A 17797-nucleotide genomic window follows, 5' to 3' on the forward strand; every position below is an offset into this window, starting at 1 on the left:
TCTACCTTTTTACCTCATAGTAGAATACCATACTTTTTCGGACGGATGTAACCTTTATACGTGATACATATTTCCAAGCAAGCAGGCAAATCCTAACAGCACCACCACGCACAGGGGGATAAGTCTTTCATGAAAGTGGACGGAAAAATCGGGATTGGTCAAGCCATTATGGTGATGATGCTGACGATCGGCATTACGAACCACGTAACCGTCATCCCCCTCTTATTGAGTAAAGCCGGAAGAGATGCTTGGTTGAGCGTGTTGCTTGCTGGTATCCCTTTTTCCTTCTGGGCGTACTTGCTGTTTGTGGTTAATCGAAGTTTGAATCAAAAGTCTTTGTATGAATGGATTTCACAACGGTCAGGAAAAATCGTCAGCAATCTCTTGCTCGTTCCAATCATGATCTGCTTGTACCTAATGGCGCTGACGAATCTGATCGATACGCAAACTTGGACAACCGTAAACTACTTGCCTCGTACACCCGAGTGGGTGACCGCTTTAGCCTTGGTCGGGCTATGTGTACTCGCTTCTATTGGAGGTATGACCTCCGTTGGAATCACAGCAGGCGTCTTGCTCCCCGTAGTCGTGTTGCTCGGATTTTTCGTTGCTTTTGGCAATATTCCCAAAAAGGATTATAGTTTTTTGCTCCCGCTTTTCCAAAACGGTTTTCGTCCGCTGCTACATGGGATGCTTTACGTTGGCGGCGGTTTCACCGAGCTGTTTCTGCTCCTTTTGCTCCAGCATCACGTACGAAAGCCGTTTCGACTCGTACACTTTTTTGTCATGCTCGGTATCACGCTGCTGTTGACACTCAGCCCACTGACAGGAGCAATTGCAGAATTTGGACCTGTGGAGTCCGCTCGTCAACGTTTTCCTGCATTTGAACAATGGCGGCTGCTCACGATCGGAAAAGACATCGAGAACATGGAGTTTTTCTCGATTTTTCAATGGCTTTCTGGTGCTTTTATTCGAATAACGCTTTGCCTGATTCTTTTAGGAGATTTGATCACGATACGAACCCGAAAGCAACGCAAATTCATGATGCTGTTTTTCGGCGGAAGCATGATCGCCTTCACCGGCCTCCCTTACAGCGACATGCAATTCGTAGCCTTCTTATCGCGTGTATACTACCCACTTTACTTCGTCACCATGATTGTTGTCTCACTCGCGCTCATCCTGCTATCCCTGCGCAAATCATCCAGACAGGAGGGGGCCCCTTATGACCCTTGAAGAGGAACTGCGGGAAAAACTCGCGCATTGTGCGGACGTCGTTTTTTTGCGCACGGTCACATCCGAGGACCAGCCTGTATTGATGCTTTATTGCGAAGGACTTGCGGACGTTCGTCAATTACAAGATACGGCGTTGCCTCAATTGGAGCGATTCCTGGCTATTGGTGATTTGCGCTCCCTGCCTCTTTTCCCACTCTTCACGAACCCAGAGTTGTGGGTGGAGCGACTGTTTGCAGGAGATTTGCTGATTTTCATTGGAGACTCCCCGCCATTCGCTTGGGACATCTCCAATCGGCCGGAGCGTGGCCCTGAGGAAGCCAATACAGAGATATCGATCAAAGGTCCTCGCGACGGCTTCGTCGAGGATCTCTCCACAAACGTGGCTCTCATCCGCAAGCGTATGAGAACAATTACCTTGGCCTACGAGCCTTTTATTCTCGGAACGCGCTCGCGTACAAGAGTTGCGATGATGTATATCACAGATGGGGTATCTTCGGATCTCGTGGAGATGATGCGCGAGAGGCTCCTCAATTGTAGGTCCAAAAAAATCTTGAATAGCGCTATCCTGGAAAAATTACTCAGCGACAATACTCGTTCGCTGTTTCCGTTAGTTGATTATACAGGACGTCCTGACTTTGCGATTTACATGCTCCTGCAAGGTAAAGTGATCGTGTTGATAGACGGCTCACCCTTGGCAATCGTGGCACCTGTTACCTTGCTCGAACTAATTAAATCTCCCGAAGATGATCAGTATCCTGTTACTTATGTATGGCTGGAACGCATGCTGCGCCTGGGTGGATTTTGGATCGCGATCTTTCTGCCTGGCTTTTGGATTGCCCTGTCCGCCTATAATGTAGAGCAATATCCTTTTCAATTACTCGCTACCGTTACACAAGGCCGAAAAGGACTGCCGTTTTCCGCGCCGATGGAGCTATTTATTATCTTGTTTATCTTTGAATTTCTACGCGAGGCAGGTGCCCGTTTGCCCAAAAACGTCGGGCAGACACTAGCATTAGTCGGCGCACTGATTATCGGGGATGCTTCTATTCGCGCAGGACTGACATCGCCCTCCATGCTGTTTATCGGCTCGCTTACAGTCGTTGCCTCCTTTACACTGGTCAACCAGGCATTAAGCGGAGCCGTTACCGTGGCTCGTTTTGCTGTTTTCTTCCTTTCCGCAACCATCGGCATGTACGGCTTTATCCTCGGGAATATTGCCATCGTATACTATTTGTCTACCTTGACCTCCTTTGGCAGATCGTATATTTTGATGGGTTCATCCAACTCCTTGTCCACACTGCTCATCGTCTTGTTCAAATCCATGACCAGTTTTTTACGGACGAGATCGGCTAAGGGTGGCGATCAGAAATGAAGGGCATGCGGATTGCTTCTGCTATGCTGCTGTTAGCAACGACTCTTCTTAGCGGCTGCTGGGACCAGAAATCGATTCAGGACCTTCGCTATTTATCTGCAATTGGCATTGATTACGTCAACAATGAATATGTTTTATACGCCCAATCCACCGATCTGTCTACCGTCGCCAAGCAGGAGTCATCAACCACCCTTCAAGCACCACCAGCGACCATATCGATCGGAAAAGGGAAAACGCTTCAGTCTGCCTTTGATAACCTGCAAAAAAATGCGCAGGTTCCCGTATTTCTAGGCTTTGTATCCTCCCTCGTATTTCATGAGCGCATCTTGCAAAAGGGAGTGATCTCCACCCACGATATTATGAATCGATACGGTCTGATTCGTTACACCAAATGGGTATTCGGAACGCGGGAGCCGATTGACAGAGTATTAAGCTCTCATTCTTTGGTCGGATTTTCTCCATTGGACTCTCTCTTGCATCAGCCAAAGGATGTTTACGAGCAGCGGTCGTTTATCGAGCCGATCCAATTTTATCGGTTTATCTCGAACTTTTGGGAGCCGTCAAATACCGTGTTATTACCAAACATCACACTGTACGAGCGTTCCTGGAAAGAAAATAACCGTTTCATTTCTCGTCTCTCCATCGATGGCATCCACGCCATTCATCGTGGAAATTGGCAGGGGTATTTCCCCAATCGTGATTTAATGGGGATTCGGTGGATGAATAGTAACACGAAATTTGCTGGGCTCATTGTGAGACAAAACAACACTCCCAAAGCAACAATGCGCATTGAGCACGTCCAATTGGACATCACTCCGATTACCACCGGAGAGCATCCTCGTTATCAGGTCAATGTCCGACTTAATGGGTTCGTTCGCGAAATGATGAGTCCTGTTACGCCTGCTTTCGTACGGAAAAACTCCGAAGAACAGATAGCCGAGCAAATTCGCGGGACGTTTCTAAAAGGAGTCAAAGCAGGGGTTGATCTGTATAGCTTGGAGGAAAGTTTGTTTAAAAAAGACTACCAAGCATGGCGAAAATACGAAATTCGCAAGCACAATAAGCTCACACCTGATTCCCTGACCCAAATTCAAGTCCACATGTTCTTAAGTGATTCTGGAAAAATGAAGATGGATTCGGTCAAATACCCTGACCCGCTTGGGCCGAATAAATAAAAAAACTGCTTGCCGAAGCTCGGACAAGCAGTTTCTTCTTTCTATTTACCGTTGAAGCTAGTTTTTCACCAGCAAAACTTCTTCGATAGAAGCATACGGCAGGTTATGCGCATCAGCGACAGCTTTGTAAGCGACTTTGCCGTCGATGACGTTTACGCCTTTTGCCAATGCTTTGTTGTCGCGAATTGCTTGTGCGTAGCCTTTGTTCGCCAATTGTACCGCATAAGGAACGGTTACGTTGGTCAGGGCCAATGTAGATGTACGAGCGACTGCGCCAGGCATGTTGGCTACAGCGTAGTGAATCACACCGTGCTTCTCATAGGTTGGCTTGTCATGAGTAGTGATGCGGTCAACGGTTTCAATCGATCCACCTTGGTCAATCGCAACGTCTACGATCACAGAACCAGGTGACATCTCTTTTACCATGTCTTCTGTTACCAGACGTGGAGCACGAGCACCTGGAATGAGTACAGCGCCTACCAGCAAATCTGCTTTTTTCACAGCGTTTGCGATGTTGAAGGAATTGGACATCAGCGTCTGAACGCGGCCTTGGAACAAGTCATCCAGTTGGCGCAGACGGTCTGCGTTTACATCGATGATCGTCACATTTGCACCCAGTCCGAGCGCCATTTTCGCTGCGTTCGTCCCTACGATCCCGCCGCCGATTACGACTACCTCGCCTTTTGGTACGCCTGGTACGCCACCAAGCAGAACACCTTTTCCACCGTATTGCTTTTCCAAGAATTGTGCGCCGATTTGAACGGACATGCGGCCTGCTACTTCAGACATCGGCATCAACAGAGGCAGAGCGCCATTGTCGAGCTGAATGGTTTCGTAAGCGATTGCAATCACTTTTTTATCGATCAATTCACGAGTCAATTCAGGCTCTGGTGCGAGATGCAAATACGTGAACAGAATCAGACCCTCGCGGAAATATCCGTATTCAGCAGGGAGCGGTTCTTTTACTTTCATTACCATGTCAGACGCCCATGCCTCTGCTGCTGTTTCGACGATCTCAGCGCCTACTGCCTTGTAATCTTCATTCGTAAAACCACTGCCTTGCCCTGCACTTGTTTCTACACGAACGGAATGTCCGTTTTGTACCAGAGCAGCTACACCTGCTGGGGTAATGGCTACGCGGTTCTCATTATTTTTAATTTCTTTTGGAATTCCAACGATCATGATAAGTATGTCCTCCTTGGAAACGCCAATTTCTTTGCGGTTACTATTATTGTACAGCGTATCTTCGGGCATACTCCTTGGAGATTCCTTTAATTTTAGCGTCTTTTCATTTGTGAAAATTCACAAACAAACTACTGTTCCCCATCTAATTTGGCTATTTTCAACTCTAAATATAAGGCAGCCCGCTGGTTCATATTGTCGAGATCGACACGCATGATCTCCTCAATTCGTCTCAGTCGGTAGCTCAACGTATTAATGTGGATATGCAGGCGCTCTGCTGTCTTGTTGACCTTGCCAGCGGCATCCAAAAAAGTCTCTAATGTCGTCAAGAGCGTGGTCTGGTTGTCGCGATCGTACTGTCTGAGCTTTTCCAGCCGTTCATTCTGGTAGCCCTGCTCCTCTTCCCACTGCTTCAGTTGTAGTAGATATCGATAAATCCCTAGCTCGTGGTACCCGTGAATCCCCTCATTTTCCTGCGGAAACAGCTTTTTGATCTTGAGCGCATGCAGCGCTTCCCTGTAGCTTTTCACAATATCCGTATAAGACTTGTAATCTCTCCCGTACCCGGCAATTACCTGGCGTCCTTCCGTGACATGTGCTTCGAGCTTGCCGAGCGAGTCGGAGAGGAACTGTTCCACCTTGCGAATGAGCACGTCACTCTTGTCTTTTTTCGCATCGGACAAACCGATCAATAAGATAATTTGCGAGCCGTCGACAACCCAGAGCAGCTTGTCACGCATTAACAACGGATACAAGTACTGGTCCAAACGGGCTCCTGCCGCTTCAATAATACAAATTAAATAAGAGGTCGGAAGCTGCATCTGCAAGGTGTCCGCTTTTTGGCGAATAGCAGCCTCACTACTGTGATTCCCCAGCAACAGCTCCCACAGAAATTCCTTGCGTCGCTGCTCCTCCGCCTTGCGTTTTCCCTGCCGTTGGATGAGACGCGAGACGGCTACGCGTGCTGCCTGACGAAGAATTTCATCATCGTCCCGGGTAATCGGTCGATTCACCTCTTGTGCCCAAATGTAACCGAGCACGTCGCTCCCTCTGCGAATGGCTATCGCCACACGCTTACCCAAACCGATTTCGTCCTTGGCCGGGATGTGTACGGGGTCGTCTTGCGTTAACAGCTCCTGAAATACGCCGTCCTTCCAAAGGCGCGTCAGCACTTTTTCCGGTACCCGTCGCCCCATGATGGTAGACCAGCGCGCTTCATCTGTGCTTTCTCCGTGTGAGCTGTAAGCAATCAGTTTATGATCGGCATCTTCAACCGTTATCGGATTTTGCAAAAGTTCTCCAATGACATCAGCTAATTCTTCGATATCAGCATGCTGATACTGTTGAAAATAGTTAGGCTCTACGGGCACACTTTCACCTCTTTACCGCTCTTTTCTACGCGTTCCTCTATTATAGTAGAAAACATGACTTCGCTAAATGCTCTCGGTCAATTAATAAGAAGCGGTCGGAATCATGTCGCTGTCATGCGAATTAACACAAAGGAATCTGGTGACCTCTCCTGTACGGTTCACCCAGTTGTGCGGAACGGATGAATCCATGTGAATGCTGTCGCCAGGGAACAAATCATGCTCCTCTTCCCCCAGCAAAAGAGTCAGCACACCTTCAAGGACGTAAATAAACTCTTGCCCCTTATGTACAAAAGGCGTGCCTTTTTCTCCATGTGGTGAAAGCGTGACAAGAATCGGTACGAGCGACGGATTCTCCAATTCACCGGACAGGTCCTCATACACAAAAGGCGCATGCAAAAGCCCAGACCGCTCTTTGCTCGCTCTGCGTACCTGCCCATTCCCTCCACTCGACTCACCCGAAAAGAAATAGCCTGGGCTCACTCCCAAGGCTTCCGAAATTTTTTTCAATGACTCTAGCGTAATGGAAGACTTCCCACGCTCTACTTGGGACAAAAAGCTGATCGACAACTGTGTTTTTTCCGCAATTTGTTTGAGTGTCTTCTTTTTGCCGACACGAAGCGATTTGATTAATACACCAATGGTAGGTTCCATTTGCATACCTCGCCGTAAAAAGGATAGGTCTATCATACTCTTTCCCGAAAAAAGTTGTAAAGTTAGCATAAGTATCAATTTTTACTATTGCTACAAATTGTGTTGCATTTTATAATCTTTATTATTATCAGATTTGTAATCGTTTTATTTGCAAAAATTGAAGTGATACTTCACTCTAAAATTGAAGTGATACTTCAATATCTACTGACAAAGGAGGAATACCCGATGGCATTACAAACACAAGCCGGCGTTTCCAAAAAGGTTCAAAACAAAGCGTTGGTCGCGAGCCTGATTGGCAGCTCCATTGAATGGTTTGACTTTTTTCTGTATGGAACCATGGCATCGCTCGTATTCAACAAGCTATTTTTTCCTTCTTCTGATCCAACTGTAGGCTTACTGCTCTCTTATCTCTCATTTGGTCTTCCCTTTTTCATCCGGCCTTTGGGTGGCGTGATCTTCAGTCATATCGGGGACAAAATCGGTCGTAAAAAGACGCTGGTCTTGACGTTGTCGCTGATGGGAGGCGCTACCGTCTTGATCGGCTTGCTGCCTGATTACAATGCTATTGGCATCTGGGCTCCGATTCTTCTCGTCCTGATGCGTTTGATTCAGGGCTTGGGGATTGGCGGCGAATGGGGAGGCGCATTGCTTCTCGCCGTAGAGTACTCCGGCAAAGGCAGACGCGGCTTTTTTGGGAGTATCCCGCAAATGGGTGTAACGATTGGTATGCTGCTCGGTACGTTAGCCATTTCTTTAATGAGTGCGCTTCCCGATGATCAATTCATGTCTTGGGGCTGGCGAATTCCGTTTCTATTGAGTGCAGCACTTGTCTTTTTAGGACTCTGGATTCGCAATGGCATCGATGAAACGCCAGCTTTTCAAGAAGCAAAAAAGACGGGGAACATTGCGAAAGTTCCCATCGTAGATACATTTCGCTATCACTGGAAAGCTGTTCTGATTGCCGTCGGAGCCAAAGTGGTAGAAACAGCACCGTTCTATATTTTCTCGACGTTTATTATTGCCTATGCGACGAACTACTTGGGCTACGACCGAATAACGGTACTCAATGCCGTGACGATCGCCACATTAGTGACAACCATCGCGATTCCGTACATGGGCATGCTGTCAGATAAAGTAGGAAGAAAGCCTTTGTATATCGTGGGAACGATAGCGATGATGCTGTTTGCATTTCCTTACTTTTATATGCTGTCATTGAAATCAGCCCTCTGGCTTACCGTCGCTACAGTCATCGGACTCGGGATTCTCTGGGCTCCGGTCACAGCAGTATTGGGTACGATGTTCTCGGAGATTTTCAGTACAAATGTACGCTATACTGGGGTAACGGTTGGCTACCAGCTCGGTGCTGCTTTGGCAGGCGGTACTGCTCCACTGATCGCTACTGCCTTGTTAAGCTCCTTTAACTCGTGGGTGCCAATCGCTTTGTACATTGTCATTTCCGGGGTTATTTCTCTCATTGCGGTTTCTGCTACGAAGGAAACAAAGGATTTGGACGAATCCTGATGGAAAGGAAGAATGAGATGCTAGTATTAAGCCGTGAAAACATTGAACAAATCTATACGATGAAAGATTGCTTGGAAGATGTGGAACACGTCTTCCGTGAGCATATGCTCGGAAACGTTACCACCCCTGTTCGTACTGCCATTGACCATCCGAAATACGGAGCAACCAGTCTATACATGCCGTCCTATTTGGAAACGGACGATTACGTAGCGGTAAAAATCATCAGCATTTTCCCGGAGAATCACAAGCACGATATCAAAGCACTCCAAAGTGTAATCGTGTTGACCGAAGCTAAAACGGGACAGCATGTGGCGATGATGGACGCGAGCCTGTTGACGATTATGCGCACAGGTGCAAGCAGTGGCGTTGCAACCAAATACTTGGCAAAAGAACATGCGCAAAGCTGCGCTGTATTGGGATGCGGGGCTCAATCGATCGGACAGATTCAAGCCGTCATGGAAGTCCGTCCGCTGACAACCATTTATCTCTATAACCGCACACGCGAGAAAGCGGACGAAATGAAGCAAACACTGCTCTCGCTCTACCCCGAGTGGCATGGCGAAATCACGGTTATGGATGATGCCAATGAAGCGGTTGCCAATGCCGAAATTGTGATCTGCAGCACCAAGGCTACCAGCCCGTTGTTTGATGGAACACGCTTGCGTCCTGGTACGCATATCAATGCCATCGGTGCTTTTCTTCCTCATATGCAGGAGGTCGACTTGACTACTGTACAAAACAGCAAAGTCGTGGTCGATACACTCGAGGGAGCCCAGCACGAAGCCGGCGATCTGCTTATTCCGATTGAACGCGGTGAATGGAGCTTTGAACAAATGCACGCTGAGCTGGGAGACATTCTGATTGGGAAAAAGCCTGGCCGAGAAAACGATGAAGAAATCACGCTGTACAAATCCGTGGGTGTTGCCTATTTGGACACAGCCGTTGCCAAAACGGTCTATGAACGGGCGAAAGCAAACGGCATTGGAACAGAAATCAGCTTGTAAATCCTGGCTTTTAAAAAAACAGCCGCCTTCCCACCCGGGATTTGGCGGCTGTTTGCTTTTTCCGGTTTACAAAAGTCGTGCGATGGCATCAAGTATCTGCTCTTTTTGAAAAGGCTTCACGACGAAATCACTCGCTCCTGTTTTCATCGCTTCCAGCACCTTCTGCCGGTGCCCGACTGCCGAGCAGATCAAAATTTTGGCATCACGGTCAAAATCCAAGATGTGACGCATGGCTTCAATCCCGTGCATGTGCGGCATGGTAATATCCATGGTGACAATATCTGGCTTGAGCTCCTTGTACTTTTCAATTGCCTCCAAACCATTGCTCGCTTCTCCACAAACTTCATGTTGTTCGCCTAGCATATCCGTCAGCACCCTTCTCGTGAAGGCTGCGTCATCTACTATCAGCAATCGGGCCATGCAGTCTTATCCCCTCGCATCTCGCTTGCTATTCTACTTCCTACTTTTGCAGAAATCGCAAGCCTTGTCCACGAGAGAAAATGACTTCTTTTGTCGAATGGCGCGAACTCCGATCGGTATTATGAAATAAAGCCGATTCGCTCGCTGCTCTCTTTCGAATCGCTGTCACTGACGGTTTCAGCTATCCCGCTCGACGCCAGAGGGCTGTCTGGTTTCGGGTGTGGAGTGGTCTCTCCAATTTCTGGTCGATCGACCTGTGTGACCTCATCCGGAATATGAATCTGGGGGATTTCCACCATATCGTTTTCCATCGCGTGTACGCCTCCCTTCTGTTCCCGCTTCGCAGGATGTTCTCCATACGATTAGCCTGTCCGTATCCCTTTTTTCCATGCACAACCTTCAGAGAACCGATATAATAGGCATGACGTGTATTTATATTTTCAAGTGGATTATGCTTTTTTTCATGGAGGAATCCCGCATGCCAAAGCTGCTGCCATTTCCCGTCTTATTTACCGGATTGGTAGTCGGGCTGCTTCTGCTCATTACCAGTCAGTTCGTTACAAGCATGAAGCATCTTGATAAAGTCATAAATAAAAGCAGCCATTCTTCTGAAAAAGTGCGTGTCGCCCTGTTGCTGGAGGGCCCCACTTATGATCAGGGCTGGAACAGCAGTGCACTGGAGAGTATGACAGAACTGCAAAAAAGATTTAACTTTTCACTCGAAATCGCCAATAATATAAAACCGGAGCAGATCACGAAGGTGGCTGAGAAATATGCAGCCAACGACTATGATCTCGTACTCGGTCATGGCCTCATCTTCTCTGATCCTTTTACAGACGTGGCGCTTCGGTATCCGAAAACACACTTTGTTTCCTTTAACGGAGAGGCTCCGCATCCGAATCAGACCACGATTCGTTACGATATGAAGCCTGCCGGCAAGCTCGTGGGTATCCTAGCCGCCAAAATGACAAAATCGGATAAAGTCGGGTACATCATGGTAGACAAGCCCACAGAACTCCATCAAGTAGAAGGCTTTATCGATGGCGTGAAAAAGGCGTCGCCCAAAACCACTATCGTCGTGGGAAAGGTTCCTGATTTCAATGATATTGAGGGGGCCGTTCGTGCAACTCGCGACATGATTGCACAAGGTGTGGATGTCATCTACACCACAGGCGACAGCTTCAATCTCGAAGTGATTACAGAAGCACAGCGCGCAGGAGTATTCACAATCGGATATATTGCCGATCAGCGCTACATCGCTCCTGACTTCGTGCTGGCCTCCATGATGCAGGATGTTCGTCAGTGCTACCGCATCATCATGGAACAGTTTATTCAAGGGGATCTCCCCAATGGAAAAGTCATGTACGGACTTGCCGAAGGAGTCAACCATCTTAGTCAATTCGGACACATGGTGCCAGCAAATGTACGTGAAGATTTAGAACGGGAACTGCAAAATCTCATTCCTTCCCGTGGCTCGTATGGAGGTTAATCAGCATGCCCCTTTTCAGCAATCTCGGGTTTCAGAAAAAAATCATGCTCAGCTATCTCGTAATGATGCTTCTCATCGGTTGCGTAACGACCCTGTTCAGCTATCAAATGACCAAGGTCACCTCTGATGAAGTGTATTTGACGCAAAACCTCTTACCGCAAACGAGCGCCTTATTGGAAGTCAAAAACCAGATTTACACCAAGACATATGCATTGAACATGTATACATTGACGCGCAACGAGTCTTACCTGGATCAGTACTACACAAATCTGATCGATACGGCTCGTTTTTCCTCGCTTCCCAAAACGGAGGCGAACAGTGGCTTGTTTACGATTATTGAATCGATATCAAAACTGGACTTTATTTTTTTGAACAAAATCAATCCGTTGCTGCAAGCAGGGAATGTTCCCGCCGTCAGCTATGTCCTTACCAATGAAGTACAGCCATTGCTCGACCGGTTGGAACGAGATCTGTCCTTTTCACTCAATCAGCTCGAGTATCAGACGAACAAAGAGTTTCAGAATTCGAATGAGAGCATCAAAGTCTCGTTGATCCTGACGTATTCCGTTTCTGTAGCCTCTATCTTGTTTGGGCTGTTCTGTACGTTTTACTTCCGCAATGAGCTGTTGCGCCCGATCCAGTCTCTGATGCAGCAAGCGCGTGAAGTATCGAAAGGAACATTCGGCCAACAAATCGTCTATACCCATCAAGACGAATTCCTTGAGTTGGCGCAGGAGTTCAACAAAATGTCGAGTAGCATCGCCAATCTATTCGCACAAGATGAAAGGCAACGGCAAATTCTGACCGAAGAAAAAAACATCCGGGAGCAAATCTTAAACTCTCTGCCTGTTGGGATTATAACTCACTCCCATGCGACAGTCGGTCTTCATGTAAACCAGTTGGCACAGCATTTGGTCAAGCTCGACGATCACGGTTACCCCGTGTCCAAAGTTTCCTTTGAAGCACCCACATGCAACGAGCCGACTCCCTGGTTCGTCAATCGCAAAATGACCTTGTACAAAAAAGACGACACGCCATTCATTGCCCTGGTCTCCTACATCCCTTTGCACAATCATCACCACGATCAGGAAACCGGGTGGATGGTCGCCTTCCTGGACATTACGGAGCAGGAGCAAATTCAAGAGTACTTGAATCAATCTGAGAAGCTGGCGATGGTCGGTCAGTTGGCAGCGGGAGCCGCTCATGAAATTCGTAATCCGCTAACGGTCATCTACGGCTTTATTCAACTATTGGAACAGCGTTTATCGAATCAAGAGCGTGATTTGTACTACTTGCCCTTAATTTTGCAGGAAATTGAACGGGTCAACCGCATTGTGACGGAGTTGTTGATGCTCTCCAAACCGTCCAAGCCCGATTATCGCGAGGTTGCGCTAACCGGTGTCGTTCATTCGATTCTTCCCTTGATGAATGCCGAGGCTATGCTGCATGGGATTGAAATCGTAGATCGCTGTGATCCGAGCATTCGCATTCACGTCGATGTCGAGCAATTAAAGCAAATCCTGTTAAATTTAATGAAAAACAGCATTGAAGCCATGAAAGACGGCGGCGTTCTCTCCATTGAAAGCCGCCTGGACGATCAGGCTGTCCATATTCATGTCAAAGACACGGGAGAAGGCATTTCTCAAGAGTATCTGGTGCGTATATTCGATCCGTTCTTCTCCTTAAAAGAGGATGGGACAGGACTGGGGCTGCCGATTTCCCGACGAATGGTCGAAAACCACGGTGGGGAGCTGTACGTGAACAGTAAGCTGGGAAAAGGAACGGAAATCATCATCACGCTTCCGCTTACACCAAAAGAAGATTAGGCTTGCGCATCCAGCCAAGCGAACATCTTGCGCGTATACATCTCCATTTCTTCCCCGACAAACAGATGGCTGGCCCCTTGCGCCAGCCATTTTTCATACGGTTTGCCTGCCCGTGTCAGCGCATCTGCCAATTTATGAGCATGCTCCACTCCCACATTCTCATCTTCTGTTCCATGTATGATCAGCACAGGGCAAGAAATCTCGTCCATCCGATACAAAGGCGTCCGATCGCGGTAGGCATCTTCCTGCTTGCGCGGATGACCGATGATTCTGCGCAGCATCCTTCTCAGATCAACCCGCTCCTCATAAGTCAAAAACATGTCGCTGACACCACTCCATACGACGCAAGACAATACGCCCTTGCACTCCATTGCAGCAAACAAGGCCATGATGCCACCGCGTGAAAAGCCGTAGACACTGATTCGCCCCTTGTCCACCTTCTCCAGATTGCGGAGCAATTCAAATGCAGCAAACACATCATGCCTGTCTGCCCCACCGAATTCATCGCGGCCCTCTCCGCCTTCGTTGCCACGGTAATGAGGGGCGAGGACCACGTAGCCAAAGGCGGCCATTTGGCTGATTCTCTCAGGTCGGACCCGTCCTACTCCTTTTATCCCGCCTCGGCAATACAGGAGAGCTGGCAAACATGCTCCCTCCTGAAAATAGGCCTCTGGTACAGCCAAGGCGGCTTTTACCAGCAAGTCTTGACTGTAGTAGCTGACGGTATAGAGCCGCACTCCCGGATGGACTGTCTCCTCGGGTATACATGCGACAAATGGTGAAGTATCTAGCTGCATCCTGCTCACGATTCCTCTCTCTGTGATCTCGTAATCGTATCCACAAGCGTCACCATCGAAGGTGATAGCCATTTCTTTTTATGATAAACAAGCTGAATGGAAAAAGGCGGCTTATCTGACTGAAACGGGATGGCTGTGAGCACCCCTTCTGCAAGCTCTCTCTTGACCGCCATGAGCGGCAGCAAAGCTACACCCAGGCCACAGCGCACACACTGCTTGATCGCTTCCGGATTGCTAAACTGGCAGGCGATTCGCTGACTCATCCCAGCCTCTCCCAATGCCTCCAGCAGCATGCCCCGATACGTACAGCCTTCTTCGGTCAATACAAGCGGTTCCCCACCCAAATCATGGACCGTGAGTGCTGTTGCTGTCGTAAATCGATGGGTGGGTGGCATGATGATCACCAATTCTTCCTCGCGAATAACGTGGGTGACTAACTCAGGGTCTGTACAAGGGCGATCGAAAATGATCCCGAAATCGAGATAGCCATCCTTGATCTGTTGTACAATTTCTGCTTCTCCAGCCGTCTGCAATACTAAGTCAACCTGAGGATATTGCTGACAAAAAGCCTGTAAATACGGCGGCAGAAAGAACGCCGCCAATGTATCAATCGTTCCAATGGCAATCGGGCCTGTTGTCTGTTGCTTAATCACTTCTTTAGATTCCCCATACAGACGAATCAATTCCCGTGCGTACGGCAGCAAGGCTTCCCCTGCTTGCGTCAGTCGCAGCTTGCGTCCGTATCTTTCAAATAGCGGAGCTCCATACGACTGCTCCAGCTTTTGCATTTGTGCCGTTACCGTCGGTTGAGCATAGCCCAGTTCTTCTGCTGCCCGTGTAAAGCTCCCATACCGGGCTACTTCGCGAAAAGTATGTAAATAGACCAGCTCCATCCCGCTTCCTCCCATAGAAATCAGTAATGATCCTTATTAAATAGTATAGATAACTGTGATGGTTGGTTCAATGCTATGCTTTGTACATAACCATCACACGTAACGAGGAGGATTTTGATATGTCTCTTGTTTTGCAAACACCCGCCGCGTCATCTGAAGTAGCCCGTACTCATTTTCTCAACAAGCTTTCTCTCGAGACAGATGTCGCTGATGTATGGAATGACATCCAAAACCGAGTGGAAGGCTTCTACATCCTGGATGCTCGCAGCGAGAAAGCGTATCGGGATGGTCACGTTCCCGGAGCTCTGAATCTCCCCCATTCGCTTATTTCTGCTGAAACGACGGCTGCTCTGGACCCGACCAAGCTCATGGTCGTCTACTGCTGGGGTCCTAACTGCAACGGTGCAGCTAAGGCCTGCGCAAAACTGGCCGCTCTCGGTTTTCAAGTGAAAGAGATGCTCGGAGGGATTGAATACTGGGAAAAAGAGGGGAATCCTCTCGAATAGGAAACGCAAAAAAGGACGGGAGCTTGGTCCCGTCCTTCTTAGTTATCGCAAGGCTTAGTAGCCGCGTTTTGCGTTCTTTTTGTTGATTGTCGCAAGGTTCTCTTCGCTGTGCTTCATCCATTTTTTCATCTTGTCTTCGAAAGAAGCTCCGCTATCTCGTTTTGCATTCCCTCCGCGGTCGCCTCCACGATATCCACCACCACGGCGCTCTTCACGTTCCGGACGCTCAGGCGCTGGGAGTGCTGCGCGAACCGAAAGCGAGATTTTACCTGCATCATCAATGGAGAGTACTTTTACCTTTACTTGTGCCCCCACGGTAAAGTGATCATTGATATCCTTAACAAAACCGTTTGCTACTTGGGAAATGTGGACCAGCCCCTGCTCGGTTTCGCTGACTGCTACGAACATCCCAAACGGTTTAATCGCTGTCACTTTTCCTTCGATGATGCTTCCCACTTGTACTGCCATCCAGTTTGCACTCCTTTTATTTTTTCAGAAAAATGGTGAGAACCTCAAACCAGAAGCCTCATTCTCTTAGTATAGCAGAGAAATTCCAATACTGAAAAGCCTATTCTTTCTAGGCACACACTCTAAGCTAGTTATGCCCCAGTTCGAATGCATCCATTGCCATGACAAGTTCTTCATTTGTCGGGATGACCATGACTTTTACCGGAGAGTATTTCGTGCTGATGAATGTCTCACCTTTGCTGGTGCGGTTTACCTCACGATCCAGGTTTACCCCGGCAAATTCCAGACCAGAGCACACCAAATCCCGCACGGCAGCACTATTCTCTCCGACACCCGCCGTAAAGATAATGCCGTCGACTCCATTCAGTCGAGCAAGGTACAGTCCCACATGCTTATGCAGAATAGTAGTAAACAATTCCAGCGCGAGCTTGCTGCGGAGATGTCCCTCTTCTGCTTTTTTCATAACGTCACGCAAATCATTGGATACACCCGATACGCCCATGAGACCGCTATTGTTATTCAGAATCTTAATAGCGCCAGCCGTGTCAGTCTTTTCAATTTCCTCAATATACGGGATGATACCTGGGTCAATGTTTCCGCTGCGCGTACCCATGGACAAACCAGCCAACGGCGTCATACCCATCGACGTATCATACGATTCACCATTTCGGATCGCCGTGATACTTACCCCGCTTCCGATGTGGCAACTGATCAGACGTAGCTGCTCTTTCGGGCGACCCATCATTTCTGCTGCCCGGCCCATTACATAGCGATGGGACGTTCCATGGAAACCGTATTTGCGAATACCGTATTGCTCGTAGTATTCATAAGGCAGTGCGTACAAATAAGAGGATGGTGGCATGGTTTGGTGGAACGCTGTATCAAAAACAGCTACGTGAATCAAATCAGGAAACAGACTCTGTGCAACTTCAATCCCGGTCAGGTTAATGGGGTTATGAAGCGGGGCGAAACGGGACAGGCTACGAATTTCGTCTTTTACTTGGTCATTAATAATAACGGACTGCTTAAATGCTTCTCCGCCGTGGACAACACGATGGGAAACGATATCTATCGAATATTGTTTGAGGGATTCAAACACTCCCCGAATAGCATCTTCATATTGGTCACGCTGGATTTGCTCCAAATAATCATGCGCAATCAATGTTTTGGAAGGCATTTCATACAGCTTGTACTTCACCGAAGAACTTCCGCAGTTCAGTACAAGAACATTCTTTTTTCCTACCACGATCTAATCCACTCTCCAATCATTCAATCGCAGCCTTCTCTCCTCATAGGATGGATAGGCTCCCTACATTTTATAACGATATGCTCTTCGTGAATACAGGTAATTGAGAGCAATTATCAACAACATCGTGACAGATCCAGATGCATCGAGCAAAACATCCTGCACCATTCCGGTTCGGTCCGGTGTAAACGTCTGATGCCATTCATCCAAAACAGCCGTCATCACACTGCAAAAAGCGCTCCAGGGCAGTGCTTGCCCAAACGAGAGATGATGCGAAAACACGCGATACCAGCTAAAAGCCAAGAGAGCAAAAACAGTAAAGTGTGTCCCTTTCCGTATCAAGAACTCGATAAAACCAGCGGCTCCCTTTTCTTCCAGGCTGACATCCTTGCCTCCGTAAGGAATGGATATGTCGCCTAAACGGTCCTGTAAGCTCTGTTCATCCACTAGCTTGTCTATCGTCCCTCGCATGTCTTGCTTGGCGTATGGCTGTGAAGAAGAAATGAACAAACCGAGTAGAATGGCCATCAAAAGCAAGTAATCCCATACTTTTCGATATCGACGCACGTGTTTGTTACCCCCTGCTTTCGATTCTCTTTCCTATCTTACCATGACGCATACCTGGTTAGTCGGTTACAGCTACGTGA

The 17797-nt window shown here is 48.1% G+C and carries 18 protein-coding genes; 8 read left to right on the forward strand and 10 right to left on the reverse strand.

Going from position 1 to position 17797, the window contains the following annotated elements; all coding sequences use genetic code 11:
- Positions 1-129 precede the first annotated feature (129 nt).
- The 3 genes from ASG16_RS08580 to ASG16_RS08590 are packed head-to-tail and all read left to right on the forward strand — an operon-like array spanning position 130 to position 3777.
- Positions 130-1230 carry a GerAB/ArcD/ProY family transporter gene (locus tag ASG16_RS08580; RefSeq protein WP_056492104.1) on the forward strand — a complete coding sequence of 367 codons (1101 nt, stop codon included), beginning with the start codon at positions 130-132 and terminating at the stop codon, positions 1228-1230.
- Complete coding sequence (locus ASG16_RS08585) at positions 1220-2602, forward strand: spore germination protein (protein ID WP_056492107.1); 1383 nt, start codon at positions 1220-1222, stop codon at positions 2600-2602. Before ASG16_RS08580 ends, ASG16_RS08585 begins: the two co-directional genes overlap by 11 nt.
- Complete coding sequence (locus tag ASG16_RS08590; RefSeq protein WP_056492110.1) at positions 2599-3777, forward strand: Ger(x)C family spore germination protein; 1179 nt, start codon at positions 2599-2601, stop codon at positions 3775-3777. Before ASG16_RS08585 ends, ASG16_RS08590 begins: the two co-directional genes overlap by 4 nt.
- Before the next feature lie 57 nt (positions 3778-3834).
- Here ASG16_RS08590 and ald read toward each other — a convergent pair whose 3' ends face one another.
- The 3 genes from ald to ASG16_RS08605 all read right to left on the reverse strand — a co-directional run bounded on the left by ald (position 3835) and on the right by ASG16_RS08605 (position 6980).
- Positions 3835-4959 carry an alanine dehydrogenase gene (gene ald, locus ASG16_RS08595; protein ID WP_047073211.1) on the reverse strand — a complete coding sequence of 375 codons (1125 nt, stop codon included), beginning with the start codon at positions 4957-4959 and terminating at the stop codon, positions 3835-3837.
- Positions 4960-5090: 131 nt separating this feature from the next.
- The gene (locus ASG16_RS08600) at positions 5091-6329 is read right to left on the reverse strand and encodes a PucR family transcriptional regulator (protein ID WP_056492113.1); all 1239 of its coding nucleotides are present in this window, start codon (positions 6327-6329) and stop codon (positions 5091-5093) included.
- Between the two features lie 81 nt (positions 6330-6410).
- Entirely contained in the window at positions 6411-6980 is a 570-nt protein-coding gene (locus ASG16_RS08605; protein ID WP_056492116.1) for a helix-turn-helix domain-containing protein, read from the reverse strand.
- Between the two features lie 225 nt (positions 6981-7205).
- On the opposite strand from ASG16_RS08605, the gene ASG16_RS08610 reads away from it, so the two are divergent.
- Complete coding sequence (locus ASG16_RS08610) at positions 7206-8501, forward strand: MFS transporter (protein ID WP_056492118.1); 1296 nt, start codon at positions 7206-7208, stop codon at positions 8499-8501.
- A gap of 17 nt (positions 8502-8518) precedes the next feature.
- A complete protein-coding gene (locus tag ASG16_RS08615; RefSeq protein WP_056492122.1) occupies positions 8519-9505 on the forward strand; it encodes an ornithine cyclodeaminase family protein in 987 nt (328 codons plus the stop codon).
- A 66-nt stretch (positions 9506-9571) separates the two neighbouring features.
- Here ASG16_RS08615 and ASG16_RS08620 read toward each other — a convergent pair whose 3' ends face one another.
- Complete coding sequence (locus tag ASG16_RS08620; protein WP_048034664.1) at positions 9572-9925, reverse strand: response regulator; 354 nt, start codon at positions 9923-9925, stop codon at positions 9572-9574.
- 119 nt (positions 9926-10044) lie between these two features.
- The gene (locus tag ASG16_RS08625; protein ID WP_056492125.1) at positions 10045-10236 is read right to left on the reverse strand and encodes a hypothetical protein; all 192 of its coding nucleotides are present in this window, start codon (positions 10234-10236) and stop codon (positions 10045-10047) included.
- 167 nt (positions 10237-10403) lie between these two features.
- On the opposite strand from ASG16_RS08625, the gene ASG16_RS08630 reads away from it, so the two are divergent.
- Entirely contained in the window at positions 10404-11414 is a 1011-nt protein-coding gene (locus ASG16_RS08630) for a BMP family ABC transporter substrate-binding protein (protein WP_056492128.1), read from the forward strand.
- A gap of 5 nt (positions 11415-11419) precedes the next feature.
- Positions 11420-13240, forward strand: a complete 1821-nt coding sequence (locus tag ASG16_RS08635; protein ID WP_056492131.1) for a sensor histidine kinase — start codon at positions 11420-11422, stop codon at positions 13238-13240.
- On the opposite strand, the gene ASG16_RS08640 is transcribed toward ASG16_RS08635, so the two are convergent.
- On the reverse strand, positions 13237-14037 hold the full coding sequence (locus tag ASG16_RS08640) for an alpha/beta hydrolase family protein (protein ID WP_056492133.1): 801 nt from the start codon (positions 14035-14037) through the stop codon (positions 13237-13239). The two genes, ASG16_RS08635 and ASG16_RS08640, sit on opposite strands and share 4 nt — an antisense overlap.
- Positions 14038-14042: 5 nt before the next feature.
- Positions 14043-14930: a LysR family transcriptional regulator gene (locus ASG16_RS08645; RefSeq protein WP_056492135.1), complete on the reverse strand. Its 888-nt coding sequence runs from the start codon at positions 14928-14930 to the stop codon at positions 14043-14045.
- Between the two features lie 119 nt (positions 14931-15049).
- Here ASG16_RS08645 and ASG16_RS08650 point away from each other — a divergent pair, with 119 nt between their 5' ends.
- Positions 15050-15436: a rhodanese-like domain-containing protein gene (locus ASG16_RS08650; RefSeq protein ID WP_056492138.1), complete on the forward strand. Its 387-nt coding sequence runs from the start codon at positions 15050-15052 to the stop codon at positions 15434-15436.
- Positions 15437-15490: 54 nt separating this feature from the next.
- Here the strand turns inward: ASG16_RS08650 and ASG16_RS08655 are convergent, their stop codons facing one another.
- The 3 genes from ASG16_RS08655 to ASG16_RS08665 all read right to left on the reverse strand — a co-directional run bounded on the left by ASG16_RS08655 (position 15491) and on the right by ASG16_RS08665 (position 17717).
- Entirely contained in the window at positions 15491-15904 is a 414-nt protein-coding gene (locus ASG16_RS08655; RefSeq protein ID WP_048034671.1) for a S1 RNA-binding domain-containing protein, read from the reverse strand.
- Positions 15905-16031: 127 nt separating this feature from the next.
- Complete coding sequence (locus ASG16_RS08660) at positions 16032-17150, reverse strand: acetate/propionate family kinase (protein WP_056492141.1); 1119 nt, start codon at positions 17148-17150, stop codon at positions 16032-16034.
- A 63-nt stretch (positions 17151-17213) separates the two neighbouring features.
- Positions 17214-17717: a VanZ family protein gene (locus tag ASG16_RS08665; protein ID WP_048034673.1), complete on the reverse strand. Its 504-nt coding sequence runs from the start codon at positions 17715-17717 to the stop codon at positions 17214-17216.
- Positions 17718-17797: the final 80 nt, after the last annotated feature.

The sequence above is a fragment of the Brevibacillus sp. Leaf182 genome (assembly GCF_001423865.2).
Taxonomy (GTDB): Bacteria; Bacillota; Bacilli; order Brevibacillales; family Brevibacillaceae; genus Brevibacillus; species Brevibacillus brevis_C.

Bases quoted from the DNA above. Each gene is read 5' to 3' on its own strand.
- ASG16_RS08580 (WP_056492104.1), top strand. From the start codon at position 130: ATGAAAGTGGACGGAAAAATCGGGATTGGTCAAGCCATTATGGTGATG.
- ASG16_RS08585 (WP_056492107.1), top strand. From the start codon at position 1,220: ATGACCCTTGAAGAGGAACTGCGGGAAAAACTCGCGCATTGTGCGGAC.
- ASG16_RS08590 (WP_056492110.1), top strand. From the start codon at position 2,599: ATGAAGGGCATGCGGATTGCTTCTGCTATGCTGCTGTTAGCAACGACT.
- ald (WP_047073211.1), bottom strand. From the start codon at position 4,959: ATGATCGTTGGAATTCCAAAAGAAATTAAAAATAATGAGAACCGCGTA.
- ASG16_RS08605 (WP_056492116.1), bottom strand. From the start codon at position 6,980: ATGGAACCTACCATTGGTGTATTAATCAAATCGCTTCGTGTCGGCAAA.
- ASG16_RS08610 (WP_056492118.1), top strand. From the start codon at position 7,206: ATGGCATTACAAACACAAGCCGGCGTTTCCAAAAAGGTTCAAAACAAA.
- ASG16_RS08615 (WP_056492122.1), top strand. From the start codon at position 8,519: ATGCTAGTATTAAGCCGTGAAAACATTGAACAAATCTATACGATGAAA.
- ASG16_RS08620 (WP_048034664.1), bottom strand. From the start codon at position 9,925: ATGGCCCGATTGCTGATAGTAGATGACGCAGCCTTCACGAGAAGGGTG.
- ASG16_RS08625 (WP_056492125.1), bottom strand. From the start codon at position 10,236: ATGGAAAACGATATGGTGGAAATCCCCCAGATTCATATTCCGGATGAG.
- ASG16_RS08630 (WP_056492128.1), top strand. From the start codon at position 10,404: ATGCCAAAGCTGCTGCCATTTCCCGTCTTATTTACCGGATTGGTAGTC.
- ASG16_RS08635 (WP_056492131.1), top strand. From the start codon at position 11,420: ATGCCCCTTTTCAGCAATCTCGGGTTTCAGAAAAAAATCATGCTCAGC.
- ASG16_RS08640 (WP_056492133.1), bottom strand. From the start codon at position 14,037: ATGCAGCTAGATACTTCACCATTTGTCGCATGTATACCCGAGGAGACA.
- ASG16_RS08645 (WP_056492135.1), bottom strand. From the start codon at position 14,930: ATGGAGCTGGTCTATTTACATACTTTTCGCGAAGTAGCCCGGTATGGG.
- ASG16_RS08650 (WP_056492138.1), top strand. From the start codon at position 15,050: ATGTCTCTTGTTTTGCAAACACCCGCCGCGTCATCTGAAGTAGCCCGT.
- ASG16_RS08655 (WP_048034671.1), bottom strand. From the start codon at position 15,904: ATGGCAGTACAAGTGGGAAGCATCATCGAAGGAAAAGTGACAGCGATT.